Here is an 18,371-nt window from a genome sequence, read left to right as displayed (position 1 = left end):
TCAGCTTGAAGAGTCAGCGCTAAGCGATTGATCTTGCGTGTATTTTTCCTTTCACCTAAACTGCAAGACAGTTGTTGGGGGCCCGGTTTGAACAATAGATTCTCGAAGCAGTTGACGCATCTTTCCGCCAGCCTGGCCTTGGTCGTGGCGGGTTTCCTGGGTAGCGCCCCGCTGACCAGCGCTGCCGCGGCACAAAAAGCACCGGTGGCCAAGAATGCGCGCGCCGCCAAGCCGGCTGCGCGCAGCACCCATCTGAACAAGGCGGCTAAGGCGGCCCAGCTGAAGTCTGGCGCCAAGGCTCAGCCCAAAGCGGCCCTGCGCGTTCGTACGGGCAAGGCCCCGGTAGCTGCTCGTGCTGCCGTCGCTGAAGTGGCGGCCAAACCCACTTTCGGCCAGCTCTACGGTCTGCACGGCGTGGAAGACGCGCTCAAGCTCAAATCCAGCGTGGCCCTGGTTCTGGATCAAGACACCAACGAAGTTCTGTTCGCCAAGAACTCCCAGGCTGTGCTGCCGATCGCTTCGATCACCAAGCTGATGACGGCGCTGCTGGTGGTTGAAGCCGGGCAGTCACTGGACGAAAAGCTGACGATCAGTGATGAGGACGTCGACTCTGAAAAGTACACGCGCTCGCGCCTGACGGTCGGCGCTACGCTGACTCGCGGCGAGATGCTGCATCTGGCCCTGATGTCTTCTGAGAACCGCGCTGCCAATGCGCTGGGTCGGTACTACCCCGGCGGTCTGGCGACCTTTGTCACCGCCATGAACGCCAAGGCACAGTCTTTGGGCATGACCGACACCCACTATGTGGAGCCGACCGGCTTGTCCAGCCGCAATCAGTCCAGCGCCAAGGATTTGGCGGCGCTGGTCAAGGTGGCGCACGAGGTGCCTTTGCTGCGTGAGCTGTCCACTTCCAAGGAATATCAAGTGGCCTTGGGTCGCCGCCAGCTGCAATATCACAGCACCAATGCTTTGGTCAGCAACCCCGCCTGGGACATCGGTTTGCAGAAGACCGGTTTTATCAATGAGGCCGGCCGTTGCCTGGTCATGCAGGCACGCATGGCTGGCCGCAAGCTGATCATGGTCTTCCTCGATTCCACCGGCAAATACACGCGGATTGCCGATGCCGAGCGCGTGCGCAAGTGGATCAACAGCAACCCGAGCGCTGCGGCGGTGAACGTCAAGCCGACGATCTGAGTCAGGCTCTTGCGTGGCTGTCTGGCCACCGAAAAGAAAACGCGCTCAAGGAGCGCGTTTTTTCATTTCATTTCGACAGTCACCAGGTGGCTGAATCAGCCGCGAAAACCCAGCGACGCGGAGATCTGCGCCGCCGTTTCTTTGAGGCGTGCCAGCCAGCTTTCTTCCAGCCGGTCGGCCGGGGCCGAGATGGAAAGGCCGGCGACCAGCTTGGCCTGGTCGTCATAGATCCCCGCGGCCATGCAGCGCACGCCCAGCTCCAGTTCTTCGTCGTCGCGTGACAGACCGCGCTGACGGATCATCGCCAACTCTCGCTCCAGCGCACCGATTTCCGTGAGGCTGTTTCGCGTGTGGCCGGCCAGGCCGGTGCGGGTTGCATAGGCGCGCACGCGCGTGGGGTCGTCGCTGGCCAGAAAGAGCTTGCCCACCGAGGTCAGGTGCAGCGGCGCGCGGCCACCGACGGCGCGCACCACCTGCATGCCCGAGCGTTCGCTGTAGGTGCGCTCGATGTAGACAATTTCGTCGCCCTGGCGCACCGAAAGATTGACCGGCTGGTGGGTGAACTTGTGCAGTTCGCGCATGGGTCCGAGCGCCGCATCGCGCACATCGAGTCGGGCCTTGACCAAGTTGCCCAGTTCCAGCATGCGCATGCCGAGGCGGTAGCTGCCGGCCTCGGGGCGGTCGACGAAGCGCCCGATGGCGAGGTCGTTCAGAATCCGGTGCGCGGTGGACGGGTGCAGGCCGGTGGTTTCGGCGATCTCTTTCAATGAAACCGGATCTTGGTGGCTGGCCAGAACATCGAGCAGCGCGAAAGTGCGCTCCAGCACCTGGATGGCAGGCGTTTGAGCTTCTTTATTCTTCATGCGGTGATTGTGCGGGGTTTCACTTTGTTTTGCATTGCGAAAAGTAGATTCAGCTCACGAGATGGTTTCGCTTGCACAACAGCGCCGGCAGTTCGCATCGTGCAATGGCTGGTCGTGGCGCTTGCGGGCCTGTCGCTCGCGCTGGCGGTGCAGGCCCAGACAGTGGCGCCCGTTTCAGAGCTGATGAATGCGCCGCCCGCAGCCGGGTCGCAGCAGCCGCCCGCCAGTTCGGCAGGGAGTTCTGCCGCCCATTCAAACCTCAATTCGGCCGCCAGCGCGCCGGCCCGGGTGGCCCCGGTGTCAAGCTGGTTGCGCTTGCCCAAGTTGCAGGGCCGCTTGACCGCGGCCGACCTGGGCCTGCTGATCAACACCAACGATCCGTACTCTGTGGCCGTGGGCCAGTACTACGCGCGCCGGCGCGGCATTCCCGATGCTCAGATCCTGCGCGTCCAGCTGCCCCTGCGTGCGAGTTTGAGTCTGGCCGAGTTCGAGAGTCTGCAGGCCAGCGTGCGCCAGCGCATGGGTCCACAGGTGCAGGCGCTGGCGATGGCATGGAGCCAACCTTACGCTGTGGAGTGCAACTCCATCACCTCGGCCATGGCGCTGGGCTTTCAGCCTGAAATCTGCAAGCAGAGCTGCGCCCCGAGCCGGCCTTCGCCGTATTTCAACTACCAGGGCCGCAAGCCTTTCACCGATCTGGGCCTGCGTCCGTCCATGCTCTTGGCCGCACGCTCGGTCGAGAGCGCCCAGGCTTTGATCGAACGCGGCATTGCCGCCGACCACAGCTTGCCATCCTTCGTGCCGGCGAATGCCTATTTCGTCAGCACCCCCGATGCGGCGCGCAGCGTGCGTTCAGTCTTGTTCCCCCCGGCCAGCACCATCCGGGCCTTGGGACTGGAAGCGCGCCGGGAGTCCAGCGAGGCCTTGCCCGCCCGCCTGCCGCGCGCCCTGTTGATGGCGACCGGCTTGGCGCGCGTGGAGGGCCTGGACCGGATCGACTGGTTGCCCGGCGCGCTGGCCGACCATCTGACTTCTTTCGGCGGCCTGCTGGAGCGCAACAGCACGCAGGAGCAAATGAGCGCGCTGGATTGGCTGGAGTCCGGCGCTACCGCCAGCTATGGCACGGTCAGCGAGCCCTGCAATCACCTGCAGAAGTTCCCGCATCCGCAGATTCTTTTGCTCAGCTATGCCCAGGGCTTGAGTGCGCTGGAGGCCTACTGGCACAGCGTGGCTTGGCCAGGGCAGGGGGTGTTTGTGGGGGAGCCTCTGGCGGCGCCTTTTGCGCCGCCGTTCTAGCCCTGCAGCGCCCTTTGCGCTACCGTTCTGAAGCTTTGAAGAAGGCAGTCGGCTACAGATTTGCCGCTGCGAACTCACCCGCCAGCACAGCCCCTTCGAGCGTGGCCGGGTAAGGCCCCGCGACATAGTCCCCCGCAGCCCACAAGCCGGGAGCGATGGCGGCCGAAGGGCGCTGCAAGCCTGGGCTGCAGGCAAAGGTCGCACGTTTCTCGGCCAGCACGCGGATCAGCGTGGGGGGCTGGGCCCAGCCCAGCTCTCTCTGGGCTTGGCGCCGTACAGCTTCGGCGGCGGCTTCCAGGCCGCGCTCGACCCAGGGTGCGGCGCCACTGATCACCCAGGCCGAGCGGCCAGCAGCTTCGGCGCACAGCTGCCCCAGGTCAAACGCAAACTGGGCCGGTGCTTGCGGCCCTTCCTGCAGGGCCAGCATGGGGGCGGGCCAGGCGGGGCCGGGGTGCTGGAGGTAGACCGTGATGATGGGCTCATACTTCAGCGCCGCCGCCTGCGCGCTCCAGCCCGATGCGAGCGGGGCGGTCAAACGGGCGGCTTCGGCCGCGCTGCAGGCGAGGATGACGCGGTCGAAGGCCGCACCCTCCACGAGCCAGCCGCCTTTGGTTCCCGGTGCCAGGGACTGCACCCGGTGACCGTGCCGCAGCTCCGCACCGTGGGCTTGCAACCAGGCCTGCGCCGGCTCAGCCAGCAGTTCGCTCAGCGGCCGTCGCGGCAGCAGCAGGTCGGAGCTGCCGGGGCCGCTGAACAGGGCATCGTGCAGCACACGCAGGAACACGCTGGCGCTGGCCTGCGCGGCCGGCGTGTTCAGGGCCGCGACGCAGAGTGGATCGATCAGTTCGTCCTTGATTTGCTGAGGCAGGCCCCGGCACAGCTGGGCCACGCTGAGCTCGGGGGCGCAGCGAAACCCTCGCAGCAGCCAGCCTGTCGCGGCGCTCAGCAGACCCAGCCGTGCTCGCCAGGACCAGCGCTGGCAGGCCAGCACACCGCGCACAAAGGCCGGCATGGCCGCGCCGGGCGGCAGGCGCAGGCCTTCATGCTGGGGGTAGCGCAGGCGCAGGGGCAGGCGCAGCAAGGCGGCCTCGGGCGCCACGCCCAGATGGCGCATCAGAGCCAGGCTGCGCCGGTAGGCGCCGATCAGGATGTGCTGGCCGTTGTCCAGGCGCAGACCGGCGTCGTCTGGCGGCAGGCTGCGGGCTCGGCCACCGAGCTGGCTGGCCATGTCAAAGAGTTGAACCCGGTGGCCCGCTTCGCAGGCGCGCACGCCGGCCGCCAGTCCGGCCCAGCCGCCGCCCACCACGGCCACACGCAGCCCGGATGGCTGCGCTGGCATCAGCGGCCCAGCCAATTGGTCCGCATGGCCAGCCAAAGCTTGCGCAGCGGCGTCAGGGAGATGCGTTGCTCCAGCACACGGAAGTTCTCGGCCTCGATCTCGCGCAGCAAGGCGCGGTAGATATTGGCCATCATCAGGCCGGTCTTCTGCGCCTTGCGGTCGACGTCGGGCAGCAGGGCGAAGGCCTCGTCGTAGAGTTGGTGGGCGCGTGCCGCCTGGAACTTCATCAAGGCGGTGAAGCGATCGCTGTAGCCCCAGGGGCTTTTGCGCAGCAGGATCTCATGGGCCTTGACGTCAAACTGCTGCAGCTCCGAGATCGGCAGGTAGATGCGGCCTCGCCGGGCATCATCACCGACGTCGCGAATGATGTTGGTCAGCTGCATGGCCTGGCCCAGTTTGTGGGCATAGGCGATGGTCTCGGGCTGGCTGCGGCCGAAGATGCCCGAGGCGACTTCACCGACGACGCCGGCCACCAGGTGGCAGTAGCGCTGCAAGCCTGGGTAGTCGAGATAGCGGGTTTGCTCCAGGTCCATCTGGCAGCCTTCGATGACGGCGTTCAGGTGTTCCAGGCGAATGTCGAAGGCCGCGCAATGCGGCATCAAGGCCTTCATCACCGGATGCTGGGGCTGGCCGGCGAAGGCGCTGCCGGCTTCCTTGCGCCACCAAGCCAGCTTGGTCGATGCCACGCCCAGGTCCTCGATTTCGTCCACCACATCGTCCACCTCGCGGCAGAAGGCATAGAAGGCGGTGATGGCGGCGCGCCGCTCAGGGGGCAGAAACAGGAAGGCGTAATAGAAACTGGAGCCGCTCTTGGCGGCCTTGTCCTGCACGTATTGCTCGGGGTTCACAGGCGGACCTCGCGCTCGGTCTGGGCCGTGGCGGCCAGGTTCAAGGTGCGGCTGCGGCCCATGCGCAGGCAGGCCCAGGCTAGAGCGGGGGCGTCGAGCGGGCCCAGTGCGGGGCGTTGAAGAAGGCTGGCGTGATGCATGGCGCGGATTTTCGCAAGAATGCGCAGGCCGCCTTGTACCACCGCGCGCAACTCCCAGCCGGCTCGCCCGGGTATCTGGTGCACCAGGGGAGCGCCTTGAAGCATCAGGGCCTCGGCCCAGTCGCAGAGCTCGGCGATCAGTTGCCGAGCGGCGCTGCTGTCGCGGCAGGCCAGGATGTCGGTGCCGCTCAGGCCATGGCGACGCAAATCGCTCGCGGGCACATAAAGCCTGCCTCGTGGGCCGTCGCGGCTGAAGTCCTGCCAGAAGTTGATCAGTTGCAGGCTGCTGCAAATGGCGTCAGAGCGCTGCAGCGCGAGCGGGTCGGCGATGCCGTACAGGTGCAGCAGCAGCCGTCCGATCGGGTTGGCCGAGCGGCTGCAGTAGTCCATCAGTTCGGGGCGGTCGGCATACGAAGTCTTGACCAGATCCTGCTCGAAGGCGGAGATCAAATCATTCAGCAGCGGCGCCGGCAGCCGATATTGAGGCATGACGCGCGCCAGCCCGGCGAACACGGTGCGCTCCCAGCGGCCCGATCCGGCCCGGCCGTCCAGCATGGCGGCAAGGTCGGCGCGGTAGTCTTGCAGGTCCTGCTGGCGCTGCGCGGTCGAGGCGTCGCCTTCGTCGGCCAGGTCATCGGCGCTGCGGGCGAAGTGGTAGATCGCTGCAATGGCCGGGCGCAAATGCGGCGGGCACAGCCAGGAAGCAACAGGAAAGTTTTCGTAGTGTTCTATGCTCACGGCCAGGATTGTGGGTGCGTTCAGCCTGCGTCGGCAGCAAGACGGGCCGGATTGCACCGCTTTCATCGGTTTGACAGTGCAGAGTCGCTTCCCTACATTGCTGACCGTTTGGCCAGTTACGGCGAATCTGCCCGTCCGCTCTGTTCTTTTGCTACACGCTCACCGCGAGCCGGCCGCGCCGCTGATCCAGCGCGCGACCGATGGTGAAGCCCAATTCGAGGTCATTCATGCCCCATCTCATTAGCCGCCGTACCAGCCAGGCCTGTGCTGTCGCCTTGCTGGCGCTGCTCGGCGCCTGCAGCAAGCAAGAAGCCGCGCCCGAGCCTGAGCGTGCGGTTCGCACCCTGGTCTTGCAAGCGGGTACCAGCGGGCAAGTTCATGAGTTCGCCGGAGAGGTCCGCGCCCGCACCGAAACACGACTGTCCTTCCGCGTCGGCGGCAAATTGCTCGGCCGCAAGGTCAATGTCGGCGATCGTGTCCAGGCGGGCCAGGTGCTGGCTGTGCTGGATCCGCAGGACTTGGTCCTGGGTCAACAAGCGGCCAAGGCCGGGCTGCAGGCTGCGCGGGCCAATCGCGATCAGCTCGGCGCCGAACTGAAGCGCTTCATTGAGTTACAACAGCAGGGATTCATCAGCGCCGCCGAACTGGAGCGGCGCGACCTGGCCTTCAAGGCGGCGCAGGCGCAGCTGGAGCAGGCGCGCACCCAGTCCGAGGCGCAGAACAACCAAGTCGGCTACGCCCAGCTGACTGCCGATGCCGCCGGTGTGGTCACGGCGGTCTTTGTCGAGCCCGGCATGGTGGTGGGGGCCGGCACGCCGGTCTTGCAGTTGGCCCATGAAGGGCCGCGCGATGTGGTGTTTTCGGTGCCCGAGGACCAGCTGGGCCGTCTGCGCGAGGGCGCTGCTCTGGCCGGCGGCCTGACGGTGCGGCTTTGGAGTGACGTCAAGCCCGGCGCACAAGCGGCCGCCGAGGCGCGGCCCATCAGCCTGCGCGAGGTGGCGGCAGCCACCGATCCAGTGACCCGCACCTTTCTGATCAAGGCCGACGCAGGCAAGCTCGACGCACGCATCGGCCAGACCGCGGCGGTCCTGTTGGCTTCGCCGCGGGTGGCTCAGGCCATCAAGCTGCCGCTGTCGGCCGTGCTACAGACCCAGGGCCAAACTTCGGTCTGGGTGCTCGATGCCGCGTCGATGACAGTCAAGCAGCAGCCCGTCCAGGTGGGCGGAGCGGATGGCAACGAGGTGCTGGTGGCCGCAGGCCTTCAGCCGGGGCAAGAGGTGGTGGTGGCGGGTGTGCATGTGCTCAAGGCAGGCCAGAAAGTCAGGCGGTTCGAGCAGGGGCCAGCGCTTCCTGCCACTGCACCTGCACCTGCACCTGCTGCCGCGGCTTCGCGCTGATCCGGAGCCAGCCGCATGAGCCTTCACGAGCAAGCTCCCGCGACCGCCGGTCGCCATTTCAATATGTCGCGCTGGGCGCTGGAGCACCCGGCGCTGACCCGCTATCTGATGATCGTGCTCATGGTCATGGGCTTTGCCGCCTATTTCCAACTGGGCCAGGATGAGGACCCGCCGTTCACCTTCCGCGTGATGGTGGTGCAAGCTTTCTGGCCTGGCGCCACGGCCCAGCAGATGGCCGAGCAGGTGACCGACAAGATCGAGAAGACCCTGCAGGAAGTGCCGCTGGGCGACAAGATCCTCAGCAGCACCAAGCCGGGCGAGTCGCTGACGGTCTTCCAGCTCAAGGACGATTCGGCGGCCAAGGATGTGCCCGAGGTCTGGTACCAGGTTCGCAAGCGCCTGGGCGATATGCGCGGCACCTTGCCTCAGGGGGTGTACGGGCCCTTCTTCAATGACGAGTTCGGTGACGTCTACGGCTCGATCTTCGCGCTATCGGCAGACGGTTTCACACCCGAGGAACTGCGCGAGTACGCAGAGCGGGTGCGCTCGCAGCTCTTACGTGTGCCCGATGTGACCAAGGTTGAGACCTTCGGTGCCCAGCCCGAGAAGGTCTTCATCGAGGTTTCGCAAAAGCGTCTGGCCAACCTCGGCTTGGACTTCGGTCAGGTCATCAATCAGCTCGGCGCGCAGAACGCGGTCGAGGGTGGCGGCGTGCTCAACGCCGGGGCCGGCAATTTGCAGATCCGCATTGGCGGCCAGTTCAATTCGGTGCAGGCGCTCAAGGACTTCGCCATCCGCGCGATCAATCCGGGGACCGGCCAAGCGAGCACGCTGCGACTGTCGGACATTGCCGAGGTGCGGCGCGGCTATGTCGACCCACCGTCGGTGATGGTGCGCCATCAAGGCAAGGACGTGATCGCCCTGGGCGTGTCCATGGGCAAGGGCGGCGACATCGTCGCCATGGGCAAGGCCTTGCAGAAGACCACGGCAGCCATCCGCAAGACCCTGCCGGCCGGCATCGAGTTGGTGCAAGTGCAAGATCAGCCTCAGGCCGTGACGCGCTCGGTCAACGAGTTTGTGCAGGTGCTGCTGGAGGCGGTGGTGATCGTACTGGCGGTCAGCTTCATCGCCCTGGGTCTGCACACGCGGCCGCTGCGCGTGGACATCTGGCCGGGCTTGGTCGTGGCGATCACCATCCCGCTGGTGCTGGCCATCACCTTTGTGACCATGTTCTATTGGAGCGTGGGCCTGCACAAGATTTCGCTGGGCTCGCTGATCATCGCGCTCGGCTTGCTGGTGGACGACGCGATCATTGCCGTCGAGATGATGGTGCGTAAGTTGGAGGAGGGCTGCGACAAGATGCATGCCGCCACCTTCGCCTATGACGCGACGGCCATGCCCATGCTGACCGGCACCCTGATCACCGCCGTGGGCTTCCTGCCTATCGGCCTGGCCAAATCGGTGACCGGGGAATACACCTTCGCCATCTTTGCGGTCACGGCCGCGGCGCTGATGATTTCCTGGTTCGTGTCGGTCTACTTTGTGCCCTATCTCGGCGCGCTCTTGCTGCGTACCCATCCGGCCAAGGAAGGCCAGGGGCATGAGATGTTCGACACGCCCTTCTACAGCCGCTTCCGCTCGGCGGTGGGCTGGTGTGTGCAACACCGCTGGCTGACGATTGGAGCGACTGTGCTGGTGTTCGCGCTCGGTCTGTTCGGCATGACGCGGGTGCAGCAACAGTTCTTCCCCGATTCCAGCCGGCCAGAGATTTTGGTCGACATGACTCTGCCCGAGGGCTCGACGATCCAGCAGACTCAGGCTGTGGCGCAACGGTTTGAGGCGCGCCTGATGAAGGAGGCGGGCGTGGCCACCGTCAGCACCTGGATCGGTTCCGGCGTGCCGCGCTTCTACTTGCCCATGGACGTGGTGTTCCCCGATCCAGCGGTCAGCCAAGCCATCGTCCTGCCCAAGGGCATGAATGAGCGTGAGGCCTTGCGCAAGCGCCTGCCGGAGCTGCTTGCCGCCGAGTTCCCGGAGGTGCGAGCTCGCGTGAAGTTGCTGCCCAATGGCCCGCCGGTGGCCTATCCGGTTCAGTTCCGCGTCTCGGGCGAAAAGGTCGAGCAAGTGCGCTACTGGGCCGACCAGGCCAAGGAAATCGTTCGCGCCAATCCGCATATGCGCGGCGTCAACGACAACTGGCGCGAGTCCATCAAGGTGCTCAAGCTCGATGTTGATCAGGACAAGGCCCGCGCGCTTGGCGTCACCAGCCAGAGCCTGGCTCAGGGCTCGCGTACTTTGCTCTCGGGTACCACCATCGGCCAGTACCGCGAAGGGGACAAGCTGGTGGACATCGTGCTGCGACCGCCGCTGGAAGAGCGCAATGCCATCACTGACATCGGCAACGCCTATGTGATGACCGGCACCGGTCGCTCGGTGCCGCTGACGCAGATCGCCAAGGTCGGCTTCGAATGGGAGCCGGGCGTGCTGGCCCGTCAGGGCCGGGCCTATGCAGTGACGGTGCAGGGCGATGTCACCGAGGGCATGCAGGGCGCCACCGTCAGCGCTCAGATCTGGCCGCAGTTGCAGGCTTTGCAAGCCAAGATGCCGCCGGGTTACAGCATTTCGGTGGCTGGCGCAGTGGAGGAGAGCAGCAAGGGCCAGGGCTCGATTGCGGCCGGTGTGCCGGTGATGCTGTTCATCACCTTCACCTTGCTGATGCTGCAGCTGCAGAGCTTCTCGCGTTCCATGCTTGTGTTCCTGACCGGCCCACTGGGCATTGCCGGCGTGGCCGCGGCACTGCTGCTCCTCGACAAGCCGTTTGGTTTTGTAGCTTTGTTGGGCGTGATCGCGCTGATGGGCATGATCATGCGCAACTCGGTCATCTTGATCGACCAGATCGAGCAGGACCGGGCGCGCGGCGTGCCGGCTTGGACTGCCATCGTTGAGTCTGCGGTGCGGCGTTTTCGGCCCATCGTGCTGACGGCCGCGGCGGCTGTGCTGGCCATGGTGCCGCTGTCGCGCAGCGTCTTCTGGGGGCCGATGGCGGTGGCCATCATGGGCGGCTTGATCGTCGCCACGGCCCTGACCCTGCTGGCGCTGCCGGCCATGTACGCGGCCTGGTTCCGCGTGCGCCGGCCCGAGCCAGGCCACTCGCAACTTTGAGCTGAACAGCGTCCACAACGCTCACTTCCACTGAGCTCGCAAGGAGGCCTCCGACCGGGGGTTTTCCTTGAGCTCAATTTTTGGCTCTCCAATTGGCTACAATCCACGGTTTGCCGAAATGCCACGGGCTTGTGCGGCCGAATTCCGACAGGAATTTTGTCAAGCAGGCTTGAATCCACTTAGCGCGGGTGGCGAAATTGGTAGACGCACCAGGTTTAGGTCCTGACGCCTTCACCGGCGTGCCGGTTCGAGTCCGGCCCCGCGCACCAGATAACTTTGTACTGAGTCAAAAATGGCTGTCACCGTCGAAACCCTCGAAAAGCTCGAACGCCGCATCACGCTCACGCTGGCGGCCGCTGACATCAACAGCGAAGTCGAGAACCGTCTCAAGAAACTGGCCCGTACCGTCAAGGCCGATGGCTTCCGCCCCGGCAAGGTGCCGATGAGCGTGGTCGCTCAGCGTTATGGCTACTCCGTCCAGTACGAAGTCATGAACGACAAGCTGGGCGAGGCCTTCTCGGTCGCCGCCAACGAAGCGCAGCTGCGCGTAGCCGGCGCTCCCAAGATCGCCCAGAAGGAAGAGTCGCCCGAAGGCCAAATGGCTTTCGACGCCACCTTCGAGGTCTACCCGGAAGTCAAGCTGGGTGATCTGTCGGCCGCCGACATCGAGCGCGTCGCCAGCGAAGTGACCGACGAAGCGATCGACAAGACCGTCGACATCCTGCGCAAGCAGCGTCGTACCTTTGCCCAGCGCGCCGCCGCTGAAGCCGCGACCGATGGCGACCGCGTCACCATCGACTTCGAAGGCAAGCTGGATGGCGAGCCTTTCGCCGGCGGCAAGGCCGACGGTTTCCAATTCATCATCGGCGAAGGCCAGATGCTGGAAGCTTTCGAGAAGGCCGTGCGCGGCATGAAGGTGGGCGAGTCCAAGACTTTCCCCCTGGCCTTCCCCGAGGACTATCACGGCAAGGACGTGGCCGGCAAGGAAGCCGATTTCCTGGTGACGGTCAAGAAGATCGAGACCCAGCACCTGCCGGAAGTGAACGAAGCCTTTGCCAAGTCCCTGGGCATTGGTGAGGCATCGGTGGACGGTCTGCGCGCCGACATCAAGAAGAACCTCGAGCGCGAAGTGAAGTTCCGCGTGCTGGCTCGCAACAAGGGCGCCGTCATGGACGCTCTGGTGGCCAGCGCCGAACTCGACGTGCCCAATGCCCTGGTGTCCGGCGAAGCCGAGCGCCTGGTGGCCGCAGCCCGCGAAGACCTGAAGAAGCGTGGCGTGAAGGATGCCGACAAGGCTCCGATCCCCGAAGAAATCTTCAAGCCCCAAGCCGAGCGCCGTGTGCGCCTGGGTCTGGTGGTGGCCGAGTTGGTGCGTGCCAACAATCTGCAAGCCAAGCCCGAGCAGTTGCAAGCACACATCGAAGAGCTGGCTCAGAGCTACGAAAAGCCCGCTGAAGTGGTGCGTTGGTACCTGAGCGACCGCAACCGTCTGGCCGAAGTGGAAGCCGTGGTCGTTGAGAACAACGTCACCGACTTCGTGCTGGCCAAGGCCAAGGTCAGCGAGAAGGCCTTGCCTTTCGACGAGCTGATGGCCACGGCTGCCAACTGATCCCGTTCGCAGCACCAGCCGGAAAGGCGCCGTACCGCAAGGCCGGCGCCTTTTTTCATTTTTTCAGGGCTTTGCCTTGCGACCACATAATCAGGCCCCATACCTAGTTGGTAGTTCGCAAGAAGTTCGATCGAGACACTTTTCAGAGGAAGAACACCCATGAGCGCGCTGGAAATCAACAACCTGGGCATGGTGCCCATCGTCATCGAACAATCGGGCCGCGGTGAGCGTGCCTACGACATCTACAGTCGCCTGCTGCGCGAGCGAATCATCTTCCTGGTCGGCCCGGTGAATGATGCGGTGGCCAATTTGGTGGTGGCGCAGATGCTGTTCCTGGAGAGCGAGAACCCGGACAAGGACATCTTCCTCTACATCAACTCGCCCGGCGGCAGCGTCTCGGCCGGCATGTCCATCTTCGACACCATGCAGTTCATCAAGCCGCAAGTGTCAACCCTGTGCATGGGCATGGCCGCCAGCATGGGCGCCTTCCTGCTTGCTGCTGGTGCCAAGGGCAAGCGCATGGCCTTGCCGAACGCCAAGGTCATGATTCACCAGCCGCTGGGCGGCACGCAAGGCCAGGCCACCGACATCGAGATCCACGCCCGCGAGATCCTCAAGACCCGCGAGCAGCTCAATCGCATCCTGGCTGAACGTTCGGGCCAGAGTCTGGAAAAGATCCAGAACGACACTGAGCGTGACTACTACATGTCCGCGGCCGAAGCGCAGGCCTACGGCCTGATCGACCAGGTGGTGGAAAAACGCGCCTGAGCATCCGCTCGCTTGCGGCCTGAACGGGGCCCCAATTGACGGCACTAGGGGGCCCTTATCCAGAAAAGGGCCCCTTGTCCGTTTGAACTATCATCACTGCAGGCATTCACGCCTGAAAGACAAGCAGATCCATGGCCGAGAAAAAAGGCAATTCCAGCGAAAAAGTCCTGTACTGCTCCTTCTGCGGCAAGAGCCAGCATGAGGTGAAGAAGCTGATCGCTGGCCCATCGGTGTTCATTTGCGACGAGTGCATCGAGCTCTGCAATGACATCGTCCGCGACGAAGTGCCGGCCGACACGCCGCAGGCGCGCGCCAGCAAGTCCGATCTGCCGGTGCCCAGCGAGATCAAGGCCAGCCTCGATCAGTATGTGATTGGCCAGGACGTTGCCAAGCGCACCTTGTCCGTCGCGGTCTACAACCACTACAAGCGCCTGCGCCATATGGCCGGGACCAAGGACACAGTCGAGCTGTCCAAGAGCAACATCCTCTTGATCGGCCCCACCGGCTCGGGCAAGACCTTGCTGGCTCAGACCTTGGCCCGCCTGCTGAATGTGCCCTTCGTCATCGCCGACGCGACTACGCTGACCGAAGCGGGCTATGTGGGTGAGGACGTCGAGAACATCATCCAGAAGCTGCTGCAGAACTGCAATTACGACGTGGAGCGCGCCCAGCGCGGCATCGTCTACATCGACGAAATCGATAAGATCAGCCGCAAGGCCGACAACCCGTCGATCACACGCGATGTGTCGGGTGAAGGCGTTCAGCAAGCCTTGCTGAAGCTGGTCGAAGGCACCATGGCTTCCGTGCCTCCGCAAGGCGGCCGCAAGCATCCGAATCAAGACTTCTTGCAGATCGACACGACCAACATCTTGTTCATCTGCGGTGGCGCTTTTGATGGCCTGGAAAAGGTCATTCAGAACCGATCGGAAAAGTCCGGTATCGGCTTTGGCGCTTCGGTGCAGAGCAAGACCGACCGCCGTGCGGCCGAACTGTTCCGCGAAGTCGAACCAGAGGATCTGATCAAGTTCGGCATCATTCCTGAACTGGTCGGTCGCCTGCCGGTGGTCGCCACCCTGGGCGAGCTGACCGAGGACGCGCTGGTGCAAATCCTGACCGAGCCCAAGAACGCCTTGCTCAAGCAGTACCAGCAGCTGTTCGCCATGGACGGCGTCGAGCTGGAAGTGCGCCCCTCGGCCTTGACCGCAATTGCACGCAAGGCACTGGCCCGCAAGATCGGTGCGCGTGGTCTGCGCTCCATCATGGAGCTGTCGCTGATCGACACGATGTTCGAGCTGCCCGCCCTGGACGGTGTGGCCAAGGTGGTGCTGGACGAGCACAACATTGACGAAGGGGCCAAGCCTTTGCTGGTGTATCGCGAGCAGGCCAAGGCCAGCGCCTGAAGTTGAATTGACACGAGAGAACTGGCCGCTTTGAAGGGCCAGTTCCATTCCCCAGGCATCTTGCAATACTGATCTCGGACCGCATCTGGGTCTGAGAAAGAGAGGTTTTCATGTCCGGTCATCCTGTTTTGCCTGCGGAACCCATCACCCTGCCACTGTTGCCCTTGCGCGATGTGGTCGTGTTCCCGCATATGGTGATCCCGCTCTTCGTGGGTCGCCCCAAGTCCATCAAGGCCCTCGAAGCCGCGATGGAAGCCGGCCGTCAGATCATGTTGGTGGCCCAGAAAGCCGCCGGCAAGGATGAGCCCAAGTCGGACGATATGTTCGAAGTGGGTTGTGTCTCTAGCATCCTGCAAATGCTCAAGCTGCCCGATGGCACCGTCAAGGTGCTGGTCGAAGGCCTGCAGCGCGCCACCACCCAGTCGATCACCGACGGGGAAGAGCACTTTGTCGCCGAGGTCCTGCCCATTCCGCCCGAGACCGACCTCAAGCCCGAGGTTGAAGCTTTGCGCCGGGCGGTGACTCAGCAGTTTGATCAGTACGTCAAACTGAACAAGAAGATTCCGCCGGAGATCCTGACCTCGATCGCTGGCATCGATGATGCCGGCCGACTTGCCGATACCATCGCCGCACATCTGCCGCTCAAACTTGACGCCAAGCAGTCGGTGCTGGACCTGGCCGAGGTGGGCAAGCGTCTGGAAACTTTGCTCGACCTGCTTGAGCATGAAGTCGACATCCTGCAGGTGGAAAAGCGTATCCGCGGCCGCGTCAAGCGCCAGATGGAGAAGAGCCAGCGCGAGTACTACCTGAACGAACAGGTCAAGGCCATCCAGAAGGAACTCGGCGACGGGGAAGAGGGCGCTGATCTGGAGGAGCTGGACAAAAAGATCCAGGCTGCTCGCATGCCCAAGGAAGCCCGCAAGAAGGCCGACGGCGAGCTGAAGAAGCTCAAGCTGATGTCGCCCATGTCGGCCGAGGCCACTGTGGTGCGCAACTACATCGAGACCTTGGTCAACCTGCCCTGGAGCAAGAAGACCAAGATCAAGTTCGACCTGTCCAATGCCGTCGACGTGCTGAACGAAGACCACTACGGTCTGGACAAGGTCAAGGATCGCATCGTCGAGTACCTCGCCGTGCAGCAACGCGTGGACAAGGTCAAGGCGCCCATCCTGTGCCTGGTCGGCCCTCCGGGTGTGGGCAAGACTTCGCTGGGTCAGTCGGTGGCTCGAGCCACTGGCCGCAAATTCGTCCGCATGGCCTTGGGTGGCGTGCGCGACGAAGCCGAGATTCGTGGTCACCGTCGCACCTATATCGGCTCTATGCCGGGCAAGGTGCTGCAGAGTCTGTCCAAGGTTGGCACGCGCAATCCGCTCTTCTTGCTCGACGAGATCGACAAGTTGGGCATGGATTTCCGTGGCGACCCGTCCTCGGCCCTTCTTGAAGTGCTGGATCCGGAGCAGAACCACACCTTCGGCGATCACTATGTCGAGGTCGATTTCGATCTGTCCGATGTGATGTTCATCGCCACTTCCAACTCGATGAACATCCCGCCGGCCCTGCTGGACCGGATGGAAGTGATCCGCCTGTCGGGTTACACCGAGGACGAGAAGGTCAACATCGCCCAGCGCTACCTGCTGCCCAAGCAGTGCAAGAACAATGGCGTCAAGGAAGAGGAGATGGAAGTCACCGAATCCGCCATTCGCGGCATCATCCGCTACTACACACGGGAAGCCGGCGTGCGTTCGCTGGAGCGCGAAGTGTCAAAGATCTGCCGCAAGGTGGTGAAGGGCATTGCGCTCAAGACCTTCGAAGGCAAGGCTGTGGTCACAGAGGACAACCTCAACGACTTCCTGGGCGTGCGCAAGTACGACTTCGGTCGCGCCGAGAAGAAAAACCAGGTCGGCCAAGTGGTCGGTCTGGCCTGGACGGAAGTGGGCGGCGATCTGCTGACCATCGAAGCCACGGCCATGCCGGGCAAGGGCAACATCATCCGCACCGGCTCGCTGGGCGATGTGATGAAGGAATCCGTCGAGGCGGCTCGTACGGTGGTGCGTTCACGCGCTCGCCTGCTGGGCATCAAGGACGAGTTGTTCGAGAAGCGCGATGTGCACGTTCACGTGCCCGACGGCGCGACGCCCAAGGACGGCCCGAGCGCAGGTGCGGCCATGACTACGGCCTTCGTCTCGGCCCTGACCGGCATTCCGGTACGTGCCGACGTGGCAATGACCGGCGAAATCACCTTGCGCGGAGAAGTCACGGCCATCGGCGGTTTGAAGGAAAAGCTGCTGGCGGCGCACCGTGGCGGCATCAAGACCGTGATGATCCCGGAAGAGAACGTCAAGGACTTGCAGGACATTCCTGAGAACGTCAAGAATCAACTCGAGATTGTCCCAGTGCGCTGGATCGACCGGGTGCTAGAGGTGGCGTTGGAGTCCATGCCTGTGCCTCTGCCGGATGAAGAACCTGCCGCAGCGGCCAAGACCGAAGCGGTGGTGGCAGCGCCGGCCGCCACGCATTGAGTGAAATGCTAGCCCCGCCGGAACGATCACTTCCGTGCAAGGGCTTGCAGCTGACTCAAAAAATGGTTTAGAATCTGAGCTTCGACGCAACGGTGATTCGGCTGGAGACAGTTGAATCGTCGCAGTGTCGAGGCGAGATGCGGGTGTAGCTCAGTTGGTAGAGCGCAACCTTGCCAAGGTTGAGGTCACGAGTTCGAGCCTCGTTACCCGCTCCAGAAATACAAGAATCCAATCATGCTTGCATGAGGCGATTCGCAAAAAGGGAGGCCCCGGCTTCCCTTTTTTAATCAGTCGGAATTTCGGTTTCGATTGGTGAAGTGAACGAGTTTGGCGCGATAGCAAAGCGGTTATGCCCCGGATTGCAAATCCGGTTAGTCCAGTTCGACTCTGGATCGCGCCTCCAAAATTTGATGTGCATATGCGGGTGTAGCTCAGTTGGTAGAGCGCAACCTTGCCAAGGTTGAGGTCACGAGTTCGAGCCTCGTTACCCGCTCCAAACAGGCGATTGGCCGATTGTTCAAGCCTTGCAGTCAAGCAGGCGTGAACGTCGAAGCGCTGTTGGAACTGGAAAAAGGGAAGCCTGCTGGTTTCCCTTTTTTGTTTCTACCGCCGTGTGAGAGTTCTTGCTTGCTCACCGACAGCGACTGCAAACTGGCTGCCACGCCGCAGGCGGGCCCCAAGTAGGGTGAGGCAGAGCTTCTGCACCAAAAGTCCGAGAATTGTTCAGTAGAGCTTGCTGAGATCTGAATAATCGGTATAGAATGCAAGACTTCGTTGATTACGGTTCTCTTGAAAAAGAACAGAGATCAATGGAATGAAAACAAGATGGACGCAGTTTCATCGGTTCTGCAAATAGCGCGCTTGCGTGCTGTTGAAGGAAAGCGATGCGGGTGTAGCTCAGTTGGTAGAGCGCAACCTTGCCAAGGTTGAGGTCACGAGTTCGAGCCTCGTTACCCGCTCCAGATTTGTTTTCAACCCTACCAACGGGTTTGCGGCTTTGGCGGCGCAGATTCGAAAAATGCGGGTGTAGCTCAGTTGGTAGAGCGCAACCTTGCCAAGGTTGAGGTCACGAGTTCGAGCCTCGTTACCCGCTCCAGA

The 18,371-nt window shown here is 63.2% G+C and carries 12 protein-coding genes and 6 tRNA genes; 14 read left to right on the top strand and 4 right to left on the bottom strand.

All coding sequences use genetic code 11. The features are described from left to right. The first annotated feature begins 111 nt into the window (after positions 1 to 111). The gene (gene pbpG / locus LNV28_RS24365) at positions 112 to 1,194 is read left to right on the top strand and encodes a D-alanyl-D-alanine endopeptidase (RefSeq protein WP_263520941.1); all 1,083 of its coding nucleotides are present in this window, start codon (positions 112 to 114) and stop codon (positions 1,192 to 1,194) included. Positions 1,195 to 1,289: 95 nt separating this feature from the next. Here pbpG and LNV28_RS24360 read toward each other — a convergent pair whose 3' ends face one another. Then, positions 1,290 to 2,057 (bottom strand): IclR family transcriptional regulator, encoded by a 768-nt coding sequence (locus tag LNV28_RS24360; protein ID WP_263520943.1) that lies wholly within the window; start codon positions 2,055 to 2,057, stop codon positions 1,290 to 1,292. Positions 2,058 to 2,156: 99 nt separating this feature from the next. Between LNV28_RS24360 and LNV28_RS24355 the strand changes: the two genes are divergently transcribed. Then, positions 2,157 to 3,353 (top strand): TIGR03790 family protein, encoded by a 1,197-nt coding sequence (locus tag LNV28_RS24355; RefSeq protein WP_263520945.1) that lies wholly within the window; start codon positions 2,157 to 2,159, stop codon positions 3,351 to 3,353. Positions 3,354 to 3,405: 52 nt separating this feature from the next. On the opposite strand, the gene hpnE is transcribed toward LNV28_RS24355, so the two are convergent. Genes hpnE through hpnC form a run of 3 tightly spaced genes read right to left on the bottom strand, consistent with a single transcriptional unit; the run spans position 3,406 to position 6,418 of the window. Beyond that, positions 3,406 to 4,692: a hydroxysqualene dehydroxylase HpnE gene (gene hpnE, locus LNV28_RS24350; RefSeq protein WP_263520947.1), complete on the bottom strand. Its 1,287-nt coding sequence runs from the start codon at positions 4,690 to 4,692 to the stop codon at positions 3,406 to 3,408. Further along, positions 4,692 to 5,540: a presqualene diphosphate synthase HpnD gene (gene hpnD / locus LNV28_RS24345; protein ID WP_263569070.1), complete on the bottom strand. Its 849-nt coding sequence runs from the start codon at positions 5,538 to 5,540 to the stop codon at positions 4,692 to 4,694. Before hpnD ends, hpnE begins: the two co-directional genes overlap by 1 nt. After that, positions 5,537 to 6,418 carry a squalene synthase HpnC gene (hpnC, locus tag LNV28_RS24340; RefSeq protein ID WP_263520952.1) on the bottom strand — a complete coding sequence of 294 codons (882 nt, stop codon included), beginning with the start codon at positions 6,416 to 6,418 and terminating at the stop codon, positions 5,537 to 5,539. The genes hpnD and hpnC overlap by 4 nt, the downstream gene beginning before the upstream one ends. Before the next feature lie 227 nt (positions 6,419 to 6,645). Here hpnC and LNV28_RS24335 point away from each other — a divergent pair, with 227 nt between their 5' ends. The 12 genes from LNV28_RS24335 (at position 6,646) to LNV28_RS24280 (ending at position 18,369) form a co-directional block, all read left to right on the top strand. Then, the gene (locus tag LNV28_RS24335) at positions 6,646 to 7,815 is read left to right on the top strand and encodes an efflux RND transporter periplasmic adaptor subunit (protein WP_263520954.1); all 1,170 of its coding nucleotides are present in this window, start codon (positions 6,646 to 6,648) and stop codon (positions 7,813 to 7,815) included. Between the two features lie 15 nt (positions 7,816 to 7,830). Beyond that, complete coding sequence (locus tag LNV28_RS24330) at positions 7,831 to 10,977, top strand: efflux RND transporter permease subunit (protein ID WP_263520955.1); 3,147 nt, start codon at positions 7,831 to 7,833, stop codon at positions 10,975 to 10,977. Positions 10,978 to 11,159: 182 nt separating this feature from the next. Beyond that, positions 11,160 to 11,246: transfer RNA gene (locus LNV28_RS24325), tRNA-Leu, on the top strand. Positions 11,247 to 11,269: 23 nt separating this feature from the next. After that, positions 11,270 to 12,586, top strand: a complete 1,317-nt coding sequence (gene tig / locus LNV28_RS24320; protein WP_263520957.1) for a trigger factor — start codon at positions 11,270 to 11,272, stop codon at positions 12,584 to 12,586. 159 nt (positions 12,587 to 12,745) lie between these two features. After that, positions 12,746 to 13,354, top strand: coding sequence for an ATP-dependent Clp endopeptidase proteolytic subunit ClpP (clpP, locus tag LNV28_RS24315; RefSeq protein ID WP_318013899.1), 609 nt, complete (start codon positions 12,746 to 12,748; stop codon positions 13,352 to 13,354). Between the two features lie 131 nt (positions 13,355 to 13,485). Next, a complete protein-coding gene (gene clpX, locus LNV28_RS24310) occupies positions 13,486 to 14,754 on the top strand; it encodes an ATP-dependent Clp protease ATP-binding subunit ClpX (RefSeq protein WP_263520960.1) in 1,269 nt (422 codons plus the stop codon). 110 nt (positions 14,755 to 14,864) lie between these two features. Further along, on the top strand, positions 14,865 to 17,273 hold the full coding sequence (gene lon / locus LNV28_RS24305; RefSeq protein ID WP_263520962.1) for an endopeptidase La: 2,409 nt from the start codon (positions 14,865 to 14,867) through the stop codon (positions 17,271 to 17,273). A gap of 139 nt (positions 17,274 to 17,412) precedes the next feature. Next, a tRNA-Gly gene (locus LNV28_RS24300) sits at positions 17,413 to 17,488 on the top strand. 114 nt (positions 17,489 to 17,602) lie between these two features. After that, positions 17,603 to 17,676: transfer RNA gene (locus tag LNV28_RS24295), tRNA-Cys, on the top strand. A gap of 17 nt (positions 17,677 to 17,693) precedes the next feature. Next, positions 17,694 to 17,769 (top strand) — tRNA-Gly (locus LNV28_RS24290). A 390-nt stretch (positions 17,770 to 18,159) separates the two neighbouring features. Further along, positions 18,160 to 18,235 (top strand) — tRNA-Gly (locus tag LNV28_RS24285). 58 nt (positions 18,236 to 18,293) lie between these two features. Next, positions 18,294 to 18,369 (top strand) — tRNA-Gly (locus LNV28_RS24280). Positions 18,370 to 18,371 lie beyond the last annotated feature (2 nt).

Origin of the sequence: Paucibacter sp. DJ2R-2 (assembly GCF_025717675.1) — a bacterium.
Lineage (GTDB): Bacteria > Pseudomonadota > Gammaproteobacteria > Burkholderiales > Burkholderiaceae_C > Paucibacter_A.
The sequence above is the reverse complement of the archived record's forward strand: the minus strand, read 5'-3'. Positions and strand labels throughout refer to the sequence as shown.

Bases quoted from the DNA above. Each gene is read 5' to 3' on its own strand.
- LNV28_RS24360 (WP_263520943.1), bottom strand. From the start codon at position 2,057: ATGAAGAATAAAGAAGCTCAAACGCCTGCCATCCAGGTGCTGGAGCGC.
- tig (WP_263520957.1), top strand. From the start codon at position 11,270: ATGGCTGTCACCGTCGAAACCCTCGAAAAGCTCGAACGCCGCATCACG.
- clpP (WP_318013899.1), top strand. From the start codon at position 12,746: ATGAGCGCGCTGGAAATCAACAACCTGGGCATGGTGCCCATCGTCATC.
- lon (WP_263520962.1), top strand. From the start codon at position 14,865: ATGTCCGGTCATCCTGTTTTGCCTGCGGAACCCATCACCCTGCCACTG.
- LNV28_RS24330 (WP_263520955.1), top strand. From the start codon at position 7,831: ATGAGCCTTCACGAGCAAGCTCCCGCGACCGCCGGTCGCCATTTCAAT.
- clpX (WP_263520960.1), top strand. From the start codon at position 13,486: ATGGCCGAGAAAAAAGGCAATTCCAGCGAAAAAGTCCTGTACTGCTCC.
- LNV28_RS24335 (WP_263520954.1), top strand. From the start codon at position 6,646: ATGCCCCATCTCATTAGCCGCCGTACCAGCCAGGCCTGTGCTGTCGCC.
- hpnE (WP_263520947.1), bottom strand. From the start codon at position 4,692: ATGCCAGCGCAGCCATCCGGGCTGCGTGTGGCCGTGGTGGGCGGCGGC.